15 protein-coding genes are annotated in these 17,656 nt (G+C 55.5%); 2 read left to right on the top strand and 13 right to left on the bottom strand.

The genetic code is table 11. The annotated features are described in order from the left end of the window. Positions 1 to 517 precede the first annotated feature (517 nt). Both Q1W15_RS00075 and Q1W15_RS00070 read left to right on the top strand, forming a co-directional pair. Complete coding sequence (locus Q1W15_RS00075) at positions 518 to 1,147, top strand: response regulator transcription factor (protein WP_300719320.1); 630 nt, start codon at positions 518 to 520, stop codon at positions 1,145 to 1,147. Positions 1,148 to 1,197: 50 nt separating this feature from the next. Beyond that, complete coding sequence (locus tag Q1W15_RS00070) at positions 1,198 to 4,344, top strand: transporter substrate-binding domain-containing protein (RefSeq protein WP_300719318.1); 3,147 nt, start codon at positions 1,198 to 1,200, stop codon at positions 4,342 to 4,344. Between the two features lie 87 nt (positions 4,345 to 4,431). Here the strand turns inward: Q1W15_RS00070 and Q1W15_RS00065 are convergent, their stop codons facing one another. The 13 genes from Q1W15_RS00065 to Q1W15_RS00005 form a co-directional block, all read right to left on the bottom strand. Next, positions 4,432 to 5,298 carry a hypothetical protein gene (locus Q1W15_RS00065; RefSeq protein WP_300719316.1) on the bottom strand — a complete coding sequence of 289 codons (867 nt, stop codon included), beginning with the start codon at positions 5,296 to 5,298 and terminating at the stop codon, positions 4,432 to 4,434. Between the two features lie 627 nt (positions 5,299 to 5,925). After that, positions 5,926 to 6,813: a hypothetical protein gene (locus tag Q1W15_RS00060; RefSeq protein WP_300719314.1), complete on the bottom strand. Its 888-nt coding sequence runs from the start codon at positions 6,811 to 6,813 to the stop codon at positions 5,926 to 5,928. 42 nt (positions 6,814 to 6,855) lie between these two features. After that, complete coding sequence (locus tag Q1W15_RS00055; RefSeq protein ID WP_300719312.1) at positions 6,856 to 7,389, bottom strand: fimbrial protein; 534 nt, start codon at positions 7,387 to 7,389, stop codon at positions 6,856 to 6,858. Positions 7,390 to 7,400: 11 nt separating this feature from the next. Beyond that, positions 7,401 to 7,880, bottom strand: coding sequence for a fimbrial protein (locus Q1W15_RS00050; RefSeq protein WP_300719310.1), 480 nt, complete (start codon positions 7,878 to 7,880; stop codon positions 7,401 to 7,403). A 14-nt stretch (positions 7,881 to 7,894) separates the two neighbouring features. Next, on the bottom strand, positions 7,895 to 8,404 hold the full coding sequence (locus Q1W15_RS00045) for a fimbrial protein (RefSeq protein ID WP_300719308.1): 510 nt from the start codon (positions 8,402 to 8,404) through the stop codon (positions 7,895 to 7,897). Then, a complete protein-coding gene (locus Q1W15_RS00040; protein WP_300719305.1) occupies positions 8,397 to 8,987 on the bottom strand; it encodes a fimbrial protein in 591 nt (196 codons plus the stop codon). The genes Q1W15_RS00045 and Q1W15_RS00040 overlap by 8 nt, the downstream gene beginning before the upstream one ends. Continuing rightward, positions 8,980 to 9,741 (bottom strand): fimbria/pilus periplasmic chaperone, encoded by a 762-nt coding sequence (locus tag Q1W15_RS00035; RefSeq protein ID WP_300719303.1) that lies wholly within the window; start codon positions 9,739 to 9,741, stop codon positions 8,980 to 8,982. The genes Q1W15_RS00040 and Q1W15_RS00035 overlap by 8 nt, the downstream gene beginning before the upstream one ends. After that, positions 9,738 to 12,272, bottom strand: a complete 2,535-nt coding sequence (locus Q1W15_RS00030; RefSeq protein ID WP_300719350.1) for an outer membrane usher protein — start codon at positions 12,270 to 12,272, stop codon at positions 9,738 to 9,740. Before Q1W15_RS00030 ends, Q1W15_RS00035 begins: the two co-directional genes overlap by 4 nt. Positions 12,273 to 12,291: 19 nt before the next feature. Continuing rightward, complete coding sequence (locus tag Q1W15_RS00025) at positions 12,292 to 12,855, bottom strand: fimbrial protein (protein ID WP_300719348.1); 564 nt, start codon at positions 12,853 to 12,855, stop codon at positions 12,292 to 12,294. 56 nt (positions 12,856 to 12,911) lie between these two features. Then, complete coding sequence (locus Q1W15_RS00020) at positions 12,912 to 13,445, bottom strand: fimbrial protein (RefSeq protein ID WP_300719301.1); 534 nt, start codon at positions 13,443 to 13,445, stop codon at positions 12,912 to 12,914. Between the two features lie 365 nt (positions 13,446 to 13,810). Next, positions 13,811 to 16,114, bottom strand: a complete 2,304-nt coding sequence (locus Q1W15_RS00015; RefSeq protein ID WP_300719299.1) for an MlaD family protein — start codon at positions 16,112 to 16,114, stop codon at positions 13,811 to 13,813. Then, positions 16,107 to 16,730, bottom strand: coding sequence for a paraquat-inducible protein A (locus Q1W15_RS00010; protein ID WP_300719297.1), 624 nt, complete (start codon positions 16,728 to 16,730; stop codon positions 16,107 to 16,109). Before Q1W15_RS00010 ends, Q1W15_RS00015 begins: the two co-directional genes overlap by 8 nt. Continuing rightward, positions 16,717 to 17,376 (bottom strand): paraquat-inducible protein A, encoded by a 660-nt coding sequence (locus Q1W15_RS00005; RefSeq protein WP_300719294.1) that lies wholly within the window; start codon positions 17,374 to 17,376, stop codon positions 16,717 to 16,719. Before Q1W15_RS00005 ends, Q1W15_RS00010 begins: the two co-directional genes overlap by 14 nt. Positions 17,377 to 17,656 lie beyond the last annotated feature (280 nt).

The raw sequence follows: 17,656 nt of genomic DNA, 5'->3' as shown, positions 1-17,656 counted from the left end.
AAAATTCCTACCGCTATAACTAATGATGAACGACATACTTGACACTGCGATCGCATCCATTGAGGCGCTTAATGTGAGTCAGGGCCATGAATAATAATCCACCACAACCCGCCCTCGGTAATCGTCAGGCTCCATCGTAATGGGGAGTTAAGCGACATGACGAACGACACTCAATTAGTTGATTGGCCAGTCGACATAGAGCATAACGCGATCGCTACTCCAGCAAATCACCCTTAAGGATACTCCGTCGCTGCCGATGAACTACCCGGACGTGCATGCACTGATTAAAGCCCCTCTATGGGCACCTCCCAGGACTGCTTATCAAAACCGTTCATACACTCCGGTACGGCAGATAAAAACTGCCGCCGTCAGAGGTCATTTTCTATCACGCGAGACATGCCTATAAGAATAAAACACTGATACCTGAAGACTAAACAGAAGGCGCTTTGACCCCCGTATTTTTGATGATTAAAGCCAGCGACCTGCAAAGCGCTACCTTCATGCTGTAGGAGTAATCATGCGTAAGGCTCTGATCGTAGACGACCACCCCTTCATTCGAAAAATAGTTCGCGCGGTATTGGAACAAGCCAACTTCCATATTGCTGCTGAAACCGACAATGGCGTTACAGCACTTGATCTGGCCCGATCTCATCGACCGCACTTGATCGTGCTTGACCTGTCGATGCCCAAGCTCGACGGCTTTGAGGTACTCAAACGCCTGCATATTATGGGCTTGCCCATCAAGGTACTGGTACTGACCTCCAAAGGATCTGCCTTTTACGCAGACCGTTGTATCAGGGCGGGAGCGATTGGTTTTATTGAAAAAACCGAAGATGTCGATGCTCTGACCAAAGCCATCAATATCGTTATGAGCGGACGCATTTATATAAATGATATTGAGGTGGATGTGCCGACCGAGGTAAGTTGCTGCAAAAGTGATCTGCAATTGATTAAGACGCTCTCTGACCGGGAACTCCGAACACTGCAATATTTAGTAACTGGTTTTTCCAACAAAAAAATATCGGAAGCCATGCTCCTGAGTGAAAAAACTGTCAGCACCTATAAAACCCGCGTCTTAAACAAACTGAATATAAAATCAGTGGTTTACCTCGCTGAATTTGCCAAGCGCAATAATTTAATCGAATGATCAGAACGCTTGTAGCGCTAAGTTATGCGTGGGGGGTGTCGCTGTGCCTGATGTCAACCAGTTATGCCGAACCTGTGAATCTGCAATTACTGGCCCGTTCACAGGCAGGCATCCCGCCCTTGAACGTGAGTGAGGGTGACAGGCAGTGGTTAAAAGCCAAAGGGTCATTGATATTGGGCACCTCGGCCCCTGATTACGCGCCCTTTGATATCTCTGCCGGCAGTGAGGACTTTGAAGGTTTGACGGCCGACTATGCCGGGCTGTTGGGACAGCTATTGCAGGTTGAAATAAAGGTACGTCGGTACCACTCCCGTGCCGGGGTGATCGCAGCACTTAAAAACGGTGAAGTCGATCTGTTGGGCACAGCCAACGCCTACGAAATGACCGATCAGGCCCTGGCGTTTTCATCAGCTTATGCGCTGGACACCCCTATTCTGGTCACACGCGTGGGCGATCCGAAAGTTGCAGACGCAATGCCCCCAGGGTTACGGCTGGCCATGCTCTATCACTATCAACCGCTTGAGGTGGTGAAGGGGCTGTACCCTGACGCCGACATCCAATTGTATGCCTCCACCCTCAGCGCCATTGGCGCTGTCGCTTTCGGCCAAGCCGACGCGTATTTGGGCGACTCGATCAGCACCAACTACCTGATCAATAAAAACTACCTGAACAACGTTTACCTTAAAGACTTCTCCCCGCTTGAAGGGCAACCCTTTTCCTTTGCCGTGCACCATCCGAACCCGCGCTTGTTGCGCCTGATCAACACCGCCCTGGCCGCCATATCCGCCGATGAGGGTTACGCCATTCTTAGCCGCTGGGGAGCCAATGGTTTGAACTTCGAAGGCCGGGGGCCGCTGCGCTTCACGGCGTCAGAGCAAAAATGGATTGACCAGCACCCGCGCCTCAGAGTGGCGATTATTGACGACTTTCTGCCATTCACCTTCTTCGATGACCATGGCCTCTTCAGCGGTATCGCCGCCGACTTGCTGGTTAAAATCGGCCGACGCACCGGCCTTAAGATTGAGCTGGTACGCAGCCAGTCCGTGCCCGACTTGATCAACTCCATCAAACAGGGCCGCGCTGATCTGACGCCCTCCTTCACCCCCAGTATCAGCCGCGAACATGAACTGCGCTTTACCAAGCCTTACCTGTCGACGCCCTTTGTGCTGGTGACCCGTCTGCAGCCCGGCAGCGCCACGACGCTGGATGGGCTCAACGGCAAACGTGTTGCACTGGTGATCGACAACATCGTGCGCCCTTACCTTGAAGAGCACTTTCCGGAAGTGGAGCTAATTGCCGCCAAGAACTCGGCGCAAGCCTTGGCCATGGTTGCCAACGGTGAGGTCGAAGGAGCAATCAACTCGTTGATCAGCGCGCGCTACCTGATCCAGCAACAGCACACAGGGCAATTGCGCATTCGCAGCACGGTCGGCGTTTTACCCGCTCAGTTTTCCTTCGCCGTTGATGACCAATCACGCGAACTTCACTCGATCCTGGGCAAGGCACTGACCAGTATTTCGCCCGAGGACATGGACAATCTCACCAACCGCTGGCAAAGCGCCGTGGTGCTGGATAACCGTTACTGGGTACGTCATCGCGGGGCCATTCTCAGAGTGTCGGTGATCGGTGCCGGTATTTTACTCTTCGCCATGGTGTGGATTCTGTACCTGCGTCGGCTGATCCATAAACGCGACCAGGCCGAGCGTGCGCTGAATGATCAGTTGGCCTTTATGCGCGCGTTAATAGACGGTACCCCGCACCCCATTTATGTGCGCGACCGCCAAGGGCGCTTGCTGATTTGCAACGAGGGCTACCTGGACACATTCGGGGTAACGCGTGAGTCGGTGCAGGGCAAAACCCTGCTGGAGTACACCCTCAGCTCACCCACGCAAAACAAGGCTTACCACGCGGACTACCAGCAGGTGATGCAAGAGGGCCGCCCGCTGATACGCGATCATCCCTTGCAGTTGCCCAATGGCAAGACCCTGACCAGCTTGCTGATGTGTTTCGAGCTTGATCCGCATATCAACACCGATGTGCTCATCGACCCCATGCGCTTCAAGCAGGTGCTGTCGAACCTGCTGAGCAATGCCATCAAATTCACCGATAATGGCCAAGTCCTGTTGCGTGTCCGAGCCATCAGCGCCGAAGGTGGCGAGCGCTTGCATGTGTGCGTCGATGTCGAAGACACCGGCATCGGGATTTCGCCCGAGGACCAACAGCGCCTGTTTAGCCCGTTCACCCAGGCAAGCCCCCAGAACAAGCGCCCGGGGGGCTCCGGCCTGGGCCTGATGATCAGCCGTCAATTGTGCGAAATGATGGGCGGCACCCTGACCCTGGAAAGCACCTTGGGCAAGGGCACACGCATACAGATGAAATTCAACATTGCGACGCTGCTGTCACAAACGGTGCCTGCGCCAGCACAGGCGCTGCAAGCCCCCCCGGTGCGTCGCCTGACCCTTCTGGTGGTGGATGATTACCCGCCCAATCGCCGGTTGCTGGCTCAACAACTGAATTATTTGGGGCACTCGGCAATCGAGGCCGAGAATGGCGCACAAGGGCTGAAAGCCTGGAGAACCCAACGTTTCGACATGATCATGACCGACTGCGCCATGCCGGTGATGGACGGCTATGAACTGGCACGGGCCATACGTGCTGAAGAGGCGGCCAGAAACCTGCCAGCCATCCTGATCACCGGTTTCACAGCCAATGCTCAGACCGGTGAGGTCGAACGCTGCATGGCTGCCGGCATGAACGACTGCCTGTTCAAACCCATCAGCCTGCAACACCTTGAGGCACGGTTGGCCTCTACCGAACTCGCCCCCCTGCAACAAGGTGAAATACCCGAAGCGATTGCCACGGCACCATTGATCGAGTTGGATGCTCTGGAGCGTTTAACCCACGGTGATGCCGACGCGCTGAAGCATCTGATTGAACCCTTGATCACCAGTATGGAAGACGATATGGAGGCGCTGCTTAAAGCCTTTACCCGGCATGACTTGCCGGGCATGAGCGAGGTCGCGCACAAGGTGAAGAGCGGCGGTCGAATGATCAAAGCCAGGCACCTGGTGCAATGCTGCGAAGACCTGGAGAAAGCCTGCCTGAACCCAGACTGGAGTCAATTGGCGCAGCGGGTCGATGAACTGTATGAAGGCATGGCACAGGTGCTGGAAGTGATCGAGGTGTATCGGGTATGAAAACGCTTATTGGCGCTGTAGGAGCGAGCTCGCTCGCGATCTTTTGATCTTTAAAAGATCGCGAGCGAGCTCCTACAGGTTTGTTCTTTAAATAAAGCTTTGGATCAAAATGATCGTTTTGGAAAAAGGCCCTGGGCTGGCCGCTTTTTCAGTGAGCGTCGAGGCTATCCTAAGGGTTGAGGTCCCCCCAGGCAGGTTGATCATTTGCCCTGCTGACACACCATTTACCGTAATGGCGCTGCTAATGCCGTTTCCGAGGTCAACCGGGTTGCTTGCCGACACAATGTAACGGACCGAGGCGCTGCGGGTACACGTCACTTGGCGAGTGGCCTCCTTTCTGGCACCCGTGATTGACCCCTTTTTCAACTGGCCATGATCCAGTTTCACATCCCCACCGGTGACGTCACAGCGGTTGGCCGGAATGGGCGGGCGCGCGCACGTATCAGTCCCTGCAATCACAGCGTATCCCGTGCCAGGTGGCCCATAGGCTGCCCAGGCCGCGCATATTTGCGCGGTCGATCCAGGGTCAGTTGAGTAAACATACCCATAGGTTCTACTGACGGTGGAACCAAACCGTTGCCGCCAGGCTGTGATTGCCTGGTCCCAGGTCATGCTGGTATTAACCGATACGTTTGTATCCGTGATTCTTGATGCGCAGTTGTTATTCGACGTGCAGCCCATAACCGCAACTGTGCGCCTGCCATCAATCAGAAGGCTGTAAGCAATTGGCCCAAAAAAACAGCTCGACCCACTCGAGCATGTGACCTTGCCGGGATACTGGTTTGGGTTGCCGGAGACATGGGAGCTGGCCGTACCTGAGGCGGACACATCAGTCGGTAAACCACCAGGCAATTGACGGGCATCCGCATTGACCTTATTCACCAGGTGCCAAGCATTTACATTCGATGCTGCTGCCATCAGTAAGAAGGTCATCGATAATGATTGAATTTTCATAATTTCCTCATTACGGATAAAACTGTGAAACGTTAGTGGCCAATGCCTCGGCCTGATGTTTATCCCCTACATAAAGGTCTGTATCAACACCACAGCCATTGAAAAAGTGCCCGGTGTGGAATCTGTATCAGTGAGAGTGGAGGTGATGCCCCAAGATGAATTACCCGCTAGCAGGTTGGTCACTTTCCCAACTGAGACACTATTATCCGTGATGGCGATTTTAATGCAGTTTACGAGCTAAACCGGGGGGCTTGCCGACACTCTGTAACGAACAGAGGCGCTGCGGGTACACGTCACTTGGCGAGTGGCCTCCTTTCTGGCACCCGTGATTGACCCTTTTTTCAACTGGCCATGATCCAGATTCACATCCCCACCGGTGACATTACAGCGGTTGGCAGGGATGGGCGGGCACGTGCACGAATCCGTCCCTGCAACCACCGAGTATGCAGTGCCAGGTGGCCCATAGGAGTGGTGGTTCGCCGTCAATTGCCTGGCAAGCTGTAAGAGATAAGACATAACCGGCGCGGTGAAAATCAGCGCTGCCAATGGCAGTACTCGGTTGAGTTTTTTATGACATCACCTGTACAGCTCATTTGAGCAGCGCCTGTTGATACCTGCGCAAGCGGTTTACAAAATGTTTTGTATCAGCACTACCGTTTTAGAGAAAGGCCCCGCCACTGCGCCTTGGTCGGTCAAGGTTGAAGCGATTTTCAAGTTGGAGGTGCCGCCCGGCAGCTTGATCGTTTGCCCCGCATTGACGCCGTTGACCGAGAGGGTGCTGCGAATGCCGTTGCCCAAATTCACCGGGTTGCCGGATGCCACGGTGTAGGTGACAGAGGCTTCACGGGTGCACTTCACCTGGCGAGTGACCTCCACTTTTTTGCCAGTGATTTCACCGACCTTCAACGTGCCGTGATCGAGCATTACCGTGCCACCGCTGACGTTGCACTGGTTGGGCGGAATCGGTGGCGGGCCGCAAGAGTCTGCGCCGGGCAATAAATAGCTGGAGCTGGCTCCGTTGCTTGCAAAGGTCGCCCAAGACGTGCACATACGGTAGATCATGTTGCTCGGATAGTAATAGGCGTTATAGCGGCTCACGGAGTTACCGAAACGCGCCCGCCAAGCACTGATTGCCTGATCCCAAGTCATATTGGTAGTGACGGTAACCGAGGTATCGTTGTTATTGGCACAATGGAGACCGTCATAAAAATTGGTGCAATTCATCGCGGTGACGAAGCGGTACCAGGTATTCAGGATGGGGCTGGCAACCGGCCCAAACTTGCAGGGAGTTGTTGCCCCTGGACACAACACTTTGCCGGGGTACTGGTTTGGGACGCCGTTGTCCGTGGCCGTGGCCGTGCCGGACACTACCATCGTATCGCTCCCAGAAGGGATGGGTGAAGGGCGTGGGTCGTTGTTGGCGTGGGTCGACAACAGATACGCGTTGGCCGCGGGCATAACTATCCACAGGGCGAGTGCCAGTAACGGTCGACAAAAAGAATGGCTCAAAGTCATGAATGCCTCTGGTGCTGGGTGAAATCAGGTTTTAGATGAACGTCACGGGTACGCCAGGGTGAACGTCGAGTTCGCCACGAAGCGGCCTTTACGGATTGATTCATTGGCAATGGCCTTGGGCTCGCCCCGCACGTAGGCCTTGAGCGAAATAACGTTATCACCCTCGTTCAAGGCCTGTTCGGGGCTGGGTGCGTTAAGGGGTAATAGCTGGTCGGTGGCGGTTTCAAGACCGATAGCAATGCCTCGGGCAACACTGCCGGTGCCCAACGCCAGCAAGCCCGGCAATTCGGCATTTTCAGCGCCGCTAAAGGTGACCGTCACCGAGTCGGCGATATGGGTGTCGCAGTCTTGCAGGTGAATATAAAAAGGCTCTCCGGGGGTACGGGTGTTCAGGTAAAGGCTGGAGGTGGAGATATCGCTGAACTTCACGGGGATCAGTTCGTCGCCAGGGCGAATAGTGCAGGCCTGCGCAACCAGCACGCCCTTGAAGCTCAGGTTGTCTGCTGCGTGCACTTGGCAGGCCAGCAGGCACGCCATAATGGTAGTGAACGCGAGGGTTTCAATGACTGATCGCATGCTGCGGCTCCTCATTGGTAGTTCGCCAATAACGTGGCTGACGCGGTGAAGCCACCGGGGGCCAATGTCGAACCCGGGCGTTTGACCGGCACGGCCTCAAGCACAGGCGGTGAGCTGGGGGTAATCACCAACGGTGTGTTGAGTTCCATGGGCTTGCCGTTTTGCAGCAACTTGATGCCGAGGTCGACCACACTCGATTGCACGGCTGACGGCTCGAAAGTGGTGGCGGTGCCACGCACGGTGAGGATCATTTCCCAGGGCAAGGTGTCGGTTGAACAAGTGATGGTGTAATTCACCGGCTGGCGGTAATGCTCGCCATCCACTTTGCTGATACCCACTTCCTTGAAGTCTACTTCTATCGTGCTGCCGCCATTGATGGTGCACGGCGGCGGCTCGATCAGCGTTCCATTGAACACCACGTTAGCCGTCGCAGTGCTGCACAGGCCCAAGGAGAGCATGGTCAACACTACGGACGATGGCCAGAATGTCATCAGGCGTTCCTTCCTCATTGCAGTACCACCACCAAAGTTGCAGCGGCTGTGAATCCGCCGCCGGTCAGGGTGCTGCCAGGGCGTTTAACGGGCACCGCTTGTACGCCGGGCAAGGTCGGGTAGGTGAATTTCACGGCTGTATTGAGCGGCCAGTCGGTGCCGTCGACGAACAGCTTGACGCCCAGATCAGCCTTGCTGGTGGCCAACGATTTAGCGTCGAATGCAGCCCCTGTCCCTTTGAGTTCCAGAGTCATGGCATTGGAGGATGGATCACTGCACGACACTTCATAGTCCACCACACGCTGATAGTTGATGCCGTCGATGCGGGTGGTTTGCAGTGCATCGCCAAACGGGACGTTAAGCGTTGTCCCTCGGTTGATCTCACACGGTGGCGGTGCTTGCACCACACCGCTGATGGTCACGTTGACGTCTGCCTGCGCGCCCTGACTGAGCGCCCAAAATAAGCAGCCGCTAATCAGGACGGTGGGTAAGCCGGGGCTGAGCATCGTAGGTTCCTCAGTCATAGTTGAGCCTGAAATCCACAACAGCGCGAAATGCACCGTTGGTCAGGGGGGCAGGCGTGCGGGTGGCCTGGACGTACCAGGTCACGGTGTCGCGACCGTGTACCAGAAATAAGGGCTGGCCCCATGACCCCAGGCGTACGTCCCGACCGAGGGCATCGGTGAGGCGCAGCCCCATTCCGGTGACGCCCTGCACTTTCACCAGCCGCGGGTCATCGGGGTCGGCCTGGGCCACAAAGGCCACCGACACAACTGGCTCATAAGGGCTCCAGACCAGACGGCCGGTACGCTCGTTAGGCAGCCCACCGGCAATGCGCCGACAGTCCTGAAATCTCAGCTGGAAAGCCACTGGCTCGGCCATATCGCCGGGCTTGAGCAAGTCGGCGCGCGCGACGTTATTGAGTTCAACGGTCTGGTAGGCCGAAGACATTTCCAACACGCAGGGGGCATGGTTGAGGGAGCCAGTGATGTCCAGCAAACCGTCGCTGTCGATGATGGGCTCTTCGGCCCGGCACAAGTTGGCTGACAACGCCAGTATCAGGCTGGTCAGCGCTAGCACCCGGGCCAGGGGCATGACGCTATTCATGGCGCGAAGAAGCCTTGAGGTCGACGCTGCATTCATTGCCGGCACAGATGAAGGCCAGGGTTGGGCGGCCGCCGTAGTCATTGATATAGGTCAGGTACGGCGTGTTGCCCAGCGCTGCAGCGGTCGGCCCCAGTGTAAGGGCACCTCTGGGCGGGACCATCAGCGGCTCGAAGCCGTCTGCGGTTTTACCGTCCTTGCTGTTGCGCGCATCCACCAGCGTCACGTAATACGGGGTCGGATTATTGACTTGGTAATAATCGCCCTGACGGGTCAGGGTCAACTTTTCCTGCCAGGGGTTAGCCTGTTGCTGCTGGGTAGGGATGATCGACGCCGGGCGGTAGAACAGTTTGATGCGCGTCTGCAACGCAATTTGCAGCGTATTGGTTTTGTCGCTACGCGGCGGTATTTCACGCAGATTGAAGTAGTAGACACTTTCGCGGTCCTGGGGCAGTAACTTAGCTGCTGGTAGGGCCTGGACCTTGACCTGACTGTTCTTGCCTGGCTCAAGGCGTTGCACAGGGGGCAATACGGTCAGCGGGGTGCTGATTTTTTTACCGGACTCGTCTTCGATCCAGCCCTGGGCAAGGTATGGCAGCTCGGTGTTGTTATTGGTGATGTTCATGCTGACGGCGTCTTTGCTGCCGTCAAAAATCACCCGGGTGCGGTCCAGGCCGATGGCGGCCTTGCTGGTGTTGATCAGGCACATCGCCAACAGGCCCAATGCAAAAGGGGCAAAACGGGGGTTGAGGCTCATGAGGCTTTTTTCTCCAAAACATCAGGCAATACTGCCGAGGCGGGTGTGCTGTCAGCTTTGATAGGCTGGCACAGCAGGTTCATGGTCGAGGCCAGCCCGTCGACCGGGAGCACCTCAGGCAAGGTCAGATTGCAGCGCTCGGTCCCTCCCCAACTCACGATCATGTGTGAGCTGGGCTGAATGCCGCTCAGGTACACGCTGCCTTCGTCATTGACGATGCCGGTATCCTGTTGCTTTTCATTCTTGACCAGGGCACCGAACGGCGGGACGCTGCCATCGGGCAGGCGCAGCATGGCCATGGCTTTCTGGCCGGAAATCACCGCCAGGGTGCGATAGCCGATGGCACCTTCGGTAAGGGTCAGTTCGGTGACCGATTGGGTGGCTTCGATGTTGCTCGGCAGGCTTTCCAGATCAACACTGGCAGAGGTGCGGTAGAAGCTGCTGATGTCCGATATCACCGCTTTGCCGAAGCCGTTGCTGCGGGTCGGCGCGCCGTAACCCCGTATCGGTACATCTGCCACGCCACTGGTGTCGACCATCAGGCGGGTCCCGCCCATGCTGGAGCTGCGGTGCAATGCCGCGCCGTCTTTGGTCAGCGTGCCGCCACCACGGGCAGACAGGCTGAGGTTTGAACGGCTGCCTTTCTCGATACCTGCGCTGAGGTCTATATCGGCTCGATCACCGGCGTGGCTCAGGAAACCACTAACCGAGGTGTCGCTTGCGGCCAACTGATAGTTGTTGCGCTCATTGATACGGTCGCTGTAGCGCGTCGAATAATTGTTGGTGTTCTGGGTTCTGTTGAAGGTGCTGGACAGTGAGCCCGAACGGCCCAGGGGCATGCTGAAGGTGAGGAACATACCTTTGCTGGTGGGCGCTTGACGCTGCTGGGTCTGGAACATGTTGAGGGACATGCTGAGACTTTTGACAGAGCCCACATCGAAGTAGCGCGACACAGAGAGGTTCCAGCGCTCGCTGTCGGGCCGGTCCCAATAGGACTGATTGCTGTAGTCCAGGTAGACCGATACACCGGCATCGCGAAATTGTTTGTTAAAGGTGGCCGTATACAGCGATTTGCTGCCGCCTACTTCGCCGCCGTAGTGACGAACATCGAGGTACTCGCTCATGCTCAGGTAGTCTTTTTGTGAAAAGCGATACCCTGCGAACGAGACCTGGCTATCGTACTCTTCAAAACGTTTGGAATAACTCAAACGGTACGAAGCCCCGGAGTACGTGCCGTCGCGCAACGTGGTGCTGGCTCGGGTGGTGTCCAGTGAAACCGCACCGAAGGCCATCAGGTCGCGGCCAACACCCACTGAAAAAGCGCGGTAATTGTTGTCGGTGATGGCCCCGCCAAACAGTGACCAGCCGTTACTGACCCCCCAGGAAAATTCTCCAGTACTGAATACGTTGCCGTCATCGCCCTCTTGCAGGTTGGAAGGCCTGCCCGCCGCCACTTTGAAACGTACGCTCCCCGGCCGGGTGAGGTAAGGAATGCTGGCGGACTCGACCTTGAAGGTCTGTACCGAGCCGTCTTGCTCCTCCACCCGTACGTCCATCGAGCCGCTGACGGCATCGTTGAGGTCCTGGATGCGGAATGGCCCTGCGGCCACCAGCGCTTCATACAGCACTCGCCCTTGCTGGCTGATGACGACTTTGGCATTAGTACGGGCGACACCCACAACTTCCGGGGCGTAGCCGCGCAAGTTGGGCGGCAACTGGTTGTCGTCTGAATTGAGCGACACACCGGTAAACCGAAAGCTGTCAAATAGGTCGGAGTACAAGTAGTTTTCGCCCACCGACAAACGTGCCTGCAGGGCTGGCAATGCGCGGTAAGCATAAAAGCGGTTCCACTCCAGACGCTGAGTGCGACTGCTGTCTTCGGCATCGACACGCCCTTGCCAGTCTGCACGCACCCGCCATGCCCCTACGTTGGCACCAAGGGTGCCATTGCCGCTGAGGTTATTTTTGGCACCATCGTTATTGGCACGAATGGATTGGGCGGTGAGGTTATAATCAAACAACAGGCCCGGCACGCCGTCATCCCACCGCGAAGGCGGGTCCCAGTTTTGCGCGGTGTATTGCAGATAGGCTTGCGGCAACGAGATGCGCAGGGTCGAGGTGCTTAGATCGCCCGCGACTTCCATGCCGGGCAAACTGCGAATATTCAGGCACTCATTGTTTTTCCACCAGGTCAGTTCAGTTCCCTTACCCTCTTTGAGCCCCAGTAGCGCAACCAGTTCGGGCGACAGGCAGGCCTCACTGCCTTTGGGGTCATCCTCGGGAGGGGTGAAAACGATGCGCTGCTCGCCCAGGCTTTGGGCGTTGATGTGCACGTTCATCGGGTAAACTCCGGGCAGGATGAAGCCGCTGCGCGAGAATTGCGACAGGTCGATATTGGAGCGATCGTTAAGATCAAGAATGTCAGTGTTGAACTGGATATCGCCGGCTGCAATTGCGCTGCCAGCCACGACCATCAGCCCGCTCATGACACAGGGCGGCCACACGGCTTTTATCGTTGACGTTTTAAGCATGGAGAACAGGCCAACCATATCAGTAATACTCCAGCCTGAAGCGCACCGCCGCGCGGTGACTGCCTACAGAAAGAGGCTGGTCATTTCCGACCAATTTGAGGGTGTAATGCAGCACTTGGTCCCTGGCGCTGGAGAGCGGAACCATGGCCATGGGCACGCCCGGAACGCTTTCGTGGCCTTGGGCATCGATGATATGGAAGGCCACACCCTGTGAAGAACCATTGGCCGCGAAAGAACGGCCTTGACGGTCCGGTACACCGTCAAAGGTCACGCGTACGTGTTGCCAGTCGGGCAACTTCTCACCCGGACGATTTGGGTTGTTACGGGTGAGTGAGCAATTGGTTAAACGTAAGGTGAATGAATGAGGGTCGCCCTCGCCCAGCCGAATAAGTCGGCCGACGGGCATGGGATCCATTTCAATAACTTGATAAGCGCTGCTCGTATCTATGGCGCAGGCCGTATCAAGAATCTCGCCGCCGAGTGTCACAACACCATTGGGTTGCCCAGCCGACATGACGCTATTAAAAGGAGCCATTAAAAGTGCGAGCGAAGAAGTAATAGCCAACTGCATTATTACATTCACGAGCATGTTCTCATTTTCAATTTACCCTGCCACCTCGCGGCGGCAGGGTAAAGAACTTATTGATAAGCCAATGAGAAGTTAGTGATGGCAGTAAACTCACCAGGCACGACAGCATCTTCTGCGGCTGCGCCTTTCAGGAATGCACCAAACTGCAGATTAGTGTTTGGGCTACCGAGAGCCGTTTTGCTCGTTGGGGTACCTAACACAACCGCTGCACCCGCGCCGTCTGTCATCATAATTCCCGCACCATTTGCAGTACCGACAATGCCCAGTGCGCCCGGTACCGTTGAGGACTCAGCACCTGTAAAGGTAGTCGTCACACTTTTAAGTGTCGTGGTGTCGCAACCTACCAGTTTGATATAGAACGTTTTTGGCGCACTGGTCCCACCTTCATCAAGTTGCGACTTCGCTACTTGCCCCAAGCCTACAGTTTGATCAACGCTTTCTGGACTAATAGAGCAGGCTGCCTCAATAATTGAGCCTTCAAAAGTAACAGTACCATGCCCTGCACTAGGCGCAGCCTGAACCATTGAGGCAGAGCCTGCCAACATGAACATGGAGACCAAAGCAGTTTTGCTTGCAAACTTCATTTTAAATTTCCTTTAGATTATTAAGTTTCGGGAACCACCCTTTAAATTCAACTTGTTTTCAGGCGCAACCTTGCGCACCTTCAACCCAAGAGCTTCATCCGTGAGCCATTCAAATAGTGTCACCCAAACGTTTTGCCGCATTATTATTGGCCACACCCCTATTATTTAACTCCTTAAATAGTGACCTGACCCAAACGACGAAACTGGGAAAAAATTAACTTACCCTAGGCAAATTCAACGTAAGAATTATCTGAAGTTTTTGAAATGGTTGGGATTGAAAGGCGTGCGGCTTGCCGAGGGGGAGAATGAGGAGGCGAAAAAAAACCGCGATCAATGATCGCGGTTTTAAGTGAGCGTGCAGCGAGCTATTTAGCCAACGGAATCTTCGGTGCCCATTGCAGCCATTCCTCTTCGAATTTGTCGAACAACGGGAAGGTTTGCTCTGGCCGAGCCGGGTTGCCCATTTTATCGCCCTCTGGCGTGGCGAAGGCAATCCCGCCTTGAACCAGGGTTTCAAGGGACTCGGTACGAATTGTCGCGCCTTTGAACAAACCAAAATCGACACCGAACCCACTGGTGTTCCAGAAACGGCTGCCGCTGCGCACCAACGGCGCATAGCGCGGTTCGATCAGAATATGTACCAACACACGGTCTGCAGTGCTGCCCAGTTCATAGCTCGTCACCTTGCCAACCGTAACTTCACGGTAAGTTACCGGGACGCCCTCCTTGAGCGAACCACGCCGGGCCGCACTCAATACCAGGCTCAAGCCCTTTTGAGCAGCCACTGCATCAGGTGCTTGATCCAGCGCCACAAAAGCGGTTTGCGGGCCACGGTCTTTTATGGCTGGCTGTACTTCCAGGTACTGCCCCGTGACCAGCGTTTCGAGATTGGCAGTCTTCATCAGGCCCAACTCGGGTTTGACCACCCAGAACTGGCTCCCTGCCCGCGCAATTCGCTCAGGCATTTCAGTGATCAAAGCCTTGAGCACGACCGATTGAAGGTCATCACTCAACCCGACGCTCTCAATGCTACCGACATCCACGCCCTTGAACCGAATAGGTGCACCGCTACGTAGTCCATCGGCGCGAGCCACCTTGATCGTAACTGCAACCCCTTGTTGCATGGCTGAATCACGGTCATTGAAGAGACGAAAACGCGGAATACGCTTTTGCAGAGGGGCGACAGCCTGCGGGGTTTCAAAGGCAATTCCGCCCGCCATCAAGCTTTGCAGGGATTCACTTTTAACTTGGATACCGCCCGTCAATCCCCCCGTGAGCGTAATGCCACTGGCATTCCAGAAACGGGTAGACGCGTTCACCAGATTTTCGTATTCCTTCTCAATGTGCACACCAATCACCAATTGTTTCTTGGTACGGGAGAATTGGTAGCTCTGGACCGAACCGACTTTCACCTGTTTATAGAGAATCGGACTGCCAACCTCCAGCGAGCCCAGGTTGTCGGTGAAAAGCACCATGTGCAGACCCGGGGAGCGCAGGTCCAGCGGCGGAGCCTTGGGGCGGGCCACAAACTCGCGTTCAGGAGGGCTGCCTTTATCGCCCGGCCGAATGGCGATGTAATTGCCTTTTACAAGGGCCTCCAACCCGGTAATACCGGCCAGTGAGATAGAAGGCTTGACCACCCAGAACTGAGTGCCTTGCACCAGATAATCTTCAGCGAGCGGGTCGAGGGTTAACTCGGCGCTGGCGCTGGTCAGGTCCGGGTCCACTTTCAAAGCCTTGAGGCTGCCGACCTGGATACCCTTGTACATCACGGGTGTGCGACCTGCTTGCAGGCCTTCAAAGTCACTGAGTTTGACCTTCACCTTGATCCCGGCTTGTGCCGCGTCGAAGTCCTCATATAGGCGGAACGGCAAGCTCGGATCCGTCGGTGGGCTGTCCTTGCGGTTCTCCGGCGTGGCGAATGCGATACCCCCGGCGACGATACTGGCCAACGATTCGCTGCGCAGTTTTACCCCGGAGAGGTTGGCATCGATACTGATACCGCTGGCGTTCCAGAAGCGCGTATGTTTACGAACCAGATTGGCGTAGGTCGGCTCAATGAAGACTTTAATTTCAACCGTGTTCTGGTCTTCAGACAGCACGTAACTTTTGATCTGGCCGACCTGGATCTGCTTATAAAAGACCGGGCTACCGCGGTTCAGTGAACCCAGACGATCGGCTTTAAGCGAAAGGTGTAAACCCGGCTTGGCGTCCGAGAGCGGTGGCTCTTGCGACAACGCTTTGAACTTGCGCATTGGCTCGCCATCGCCCGGGCTGACGGCAATATAATTACCGGACACCAACGTTTCGAGACCGGTGATTCCGGCCAATGACACACTGGGTTTGACCAGCCAAAAACGGGTATTGGTCTTGAGGTATTGCTCGACGTCCTTGTCCATTTCGACGGTGGCAATCACACCCTTGCTAGGGCCTGTCTCGTCGAGAGCCAATGTCTTGACCTTACCGACTGGCATGCCTTTGTAAACCACTTCGGTCTTGTTGGCGACAATACCCTCGCCACTCTCAAAACGTACCTGGATGTCTATCCCGGTCTGGCTGTAGGCGCGCCATCCCAGCCATCCACCGATGATCAGTGCGATGAGGGGGAGAATCCATATGGCCGACCAATTGGACGCCGGACGGGTTTTAGCGGTAGGTAAATCACTCATGGTCGTCGTCCGACTCCGTGTTATCCCAAATCAGCCTGGGATCGAAAGTTACAGCAGCAAGCATCGTTAGTATCACCACACTGGCAAAGGCAACAGCGCCAAAATTGGCCTCAACGCTGGCAATGCGACCAAAATTCACCACCGCGACCAAAATGGCGATAACGAAAATATCCAGCATTGACCAGCGGCCAATGAATTCGATAAACCGGTACATGATAATGCGCTGGCGAGCTGAGAGTGGCTGATGGCGCTGAACTGAGAACAGCAACAAGCCAATGCCCACCAGTTTGAACGTGGGCACTAGAATACTGGCGATAAACACCACCGCCGCAATTGGAATCATGCCGTGTTGCACCAATTCGACAACACCCGACATGATCGTGCTGGGCTCGCCCTGGCCCAACGCGTTGATCGTCATGATCGGTAACAGGTTGGCAGGAATATAGAGAATCGCCGAGGTCAACAGCAACGCCCAGGTACGCATCAGGCTATTGGGCCGTCGTGCGTGAACCCAGGCACCACAACGGGTGCAGGTTTGCTCATCGGTGTCAGGCGCTTGCCTATTGAGTTGATGGCACTCCGTACAAGTCAGAATGCCCGCATCAATCGCCCGCATGAAGATCCTCCCCGGAGAGTGCCTGCCAAATCTGGTGGGGTGACATGACCACCTCCAGCGCTATCTGAACCAATAGCAGGCTGACGAAGCAGATCAAGCCAAGCCCAAGGCTCAGCTCTGCCAAATCGACCAGTTTAACGATCGCGACCAGCACGCCCATCAGGTAAACCTCAAGCATGCCCCAGTCGCGCAGATGGTGGTAAATCCGATAAAGAAGCAAACCGTAGCTGCGCCCGATATTCCACCGGATGCTCAACAGAACCGCTAATTGGCAAAGCAACTTAAGCAACGGAATGCCCATGCTACAGAGAAAAACGACCACGGCGACGCCTTGCATGCCGGTGTCGAATAAACCGATCACACCACTCCATACCGTGTCTTGCGAGACCTGGCCCAGTAGATTGAGCTGCATGATCGGTAAAAAGTTAGCCGGCACGTAAAGCAGCAACGCCGCAATCACAAGTGCAAGGCTACGTTCAATGACGTTATGACGGTGAGCGTAGAGTTCGTAACCGCAGCGGGGGCATTGGGCTTTTTCACCGAGGGCAAGATGCGGTTTACGCATCAACAAATCGCACTCATGGCAGGCCACTAACTCATCCAGCGGTAACTCTGACACCCGTAGGGGGTCAACCGGATCTGGCATAAAAGGAGTCTCTGGCTCAAAAAATGACTGACCTATTCTAGGGCCCGCCCAACAAAATAACTGTGTCTTATTTCAAGGTCATCTGAAGGTGGATGAGTAGCCAGCCTGCAGGATGTCTCTTGAAAAATAGCCGTCTTAATTTTCGAGCCCAAAAACAAACCCCCTGTCTGCGTGAGCAGACAGGGGGTTTGGAATTTAATCTTGACGATGACCTACTCTCACATGGGGAAACCCCACACTACCATCGGCGATGCATCGTTTCACTACTGAGTTCGGGATG

This window comes from Pseudomonas sp., assembly GCF_030150285.1.
Lineage (GTDB): Bacteria > Pseudomonadota > Gammaproteobacteria > Pseudomonadales > Pseudomonadaceae > Aquipseudomonas.
Note: the sequence above shows the minus strand (reverse complement) of the source record. Positions and strands in the feature narration are given on the sequence as shown.

What these genes read in the sequence shown, in the direction of transcription:
- Q1W15_RS00030 (WP_300719350.1), bottom strand. Translation starts at nt 12,272, where the DNA reads ATGCTTAAAACGTCAACGATAAAAGCCGTGTGGCCGCCCTGTGTCATG.
- Q1W15_RS00070 (WP_300719318.1), top strand. Translation starts at nt 1,198, where the DNA reads ATGTCAACCAGTTATGCCGAACCTGTGAATCTGCAATTACTGGCCCGT.
- Q1W15_RS00055 (WP_300719312.1), bottom strand. Translation starts at nt 7,389, where the DNA reads ATGCGATCAGTCATTGAAACCCTCGCGTTCACTACCATTATGGCGTGC.
- Q1W15_RS00065 (WP_300719316.1), bottom strand. Translation starts at nt 5,298, where the DNA reads ATGAAAATTCAATCATTATCGATGACCTTCTTACTGATGGCAGCAGCA.
- Q1W15_RS00075 (WP_300719320.1), top strand. Translation starts at nt 518, where the DNA reads ATGCGTAAGGCTCTGATCGTAGACGACCACCCCTTCATTCGAAAAATA.
- Q1W15_RS00020 (WP_300719301.1), bottom strand. Translation starts at nt 13,445, where the DNA reads ATGAAGTTTGCAAGCAAAACTGCTTTGGTCTCCATGTTCATGTTGGCA.
- Q1W15_RS00045 (WP_300719308.1), bottom strand. Translation starts at nt 8,404, where the DNA reads ATGACTGAGGAACCTACGATGCTCAGCCCCGGCTTACCCACCGTCCTG.
- Q1W15_RS00005 (WP_300719294.1), bottom strand. Translation starts at nt 17,376, where the DNA reads ATGCCAGATCCGGTTGACCCCCTACGGGTGTCAGAGTTACCGCTGGAT.
- Q1W15_RS00015 (WP_300719299.1), bottom strand. Translation starts at nt 16,114, where the DNA reads ATGAGTGATTTACCTACCGCTAAAACCCGTCCGGCGTCCAATTGGTCG.
- Q1W15_RS00035 (WP_300719303.1), bottom strand. Translation starts at nt 9,741, where the DNA reads ATGAGCCTCAACCCCCGTTTTGCCCCTTTTGCATTGGGCCTGTTGGCG.
- Q1W15_RS00050 (WP_300719310.1), bottom strand. Translation starts at nt 7,880, where the DNA reads ATGACATTCTGGCCATCGTCCGTAGTGTTGACCATGCTCTCCTTGGGC.
- Q1W15_RS00040 (WP_300719305.1), bottom strand. Translation starts at nt 8,987, where the DNA reads ATGAATAGCGTCATGCCCCTGGCCCGGGTGCTAGCGCTGACCAGCCTG.
- Q1W15_RS00010 (WP_300719297.1), bottom strand. Translation starts at nt 16,730, where the DNA reads ATGCGGGCGATTGATGCGGGCATTCTGACTTGTACGGAGTGCCATCAA.
- Q1W15_RS00060 (WP_300719314.1), bottom strand. Translation starts at nt 6,813, where the DNA reads ATGACTTTGAGCCATTCTTTTTGTCGACCGTTACTGGCACTCGCCCTG.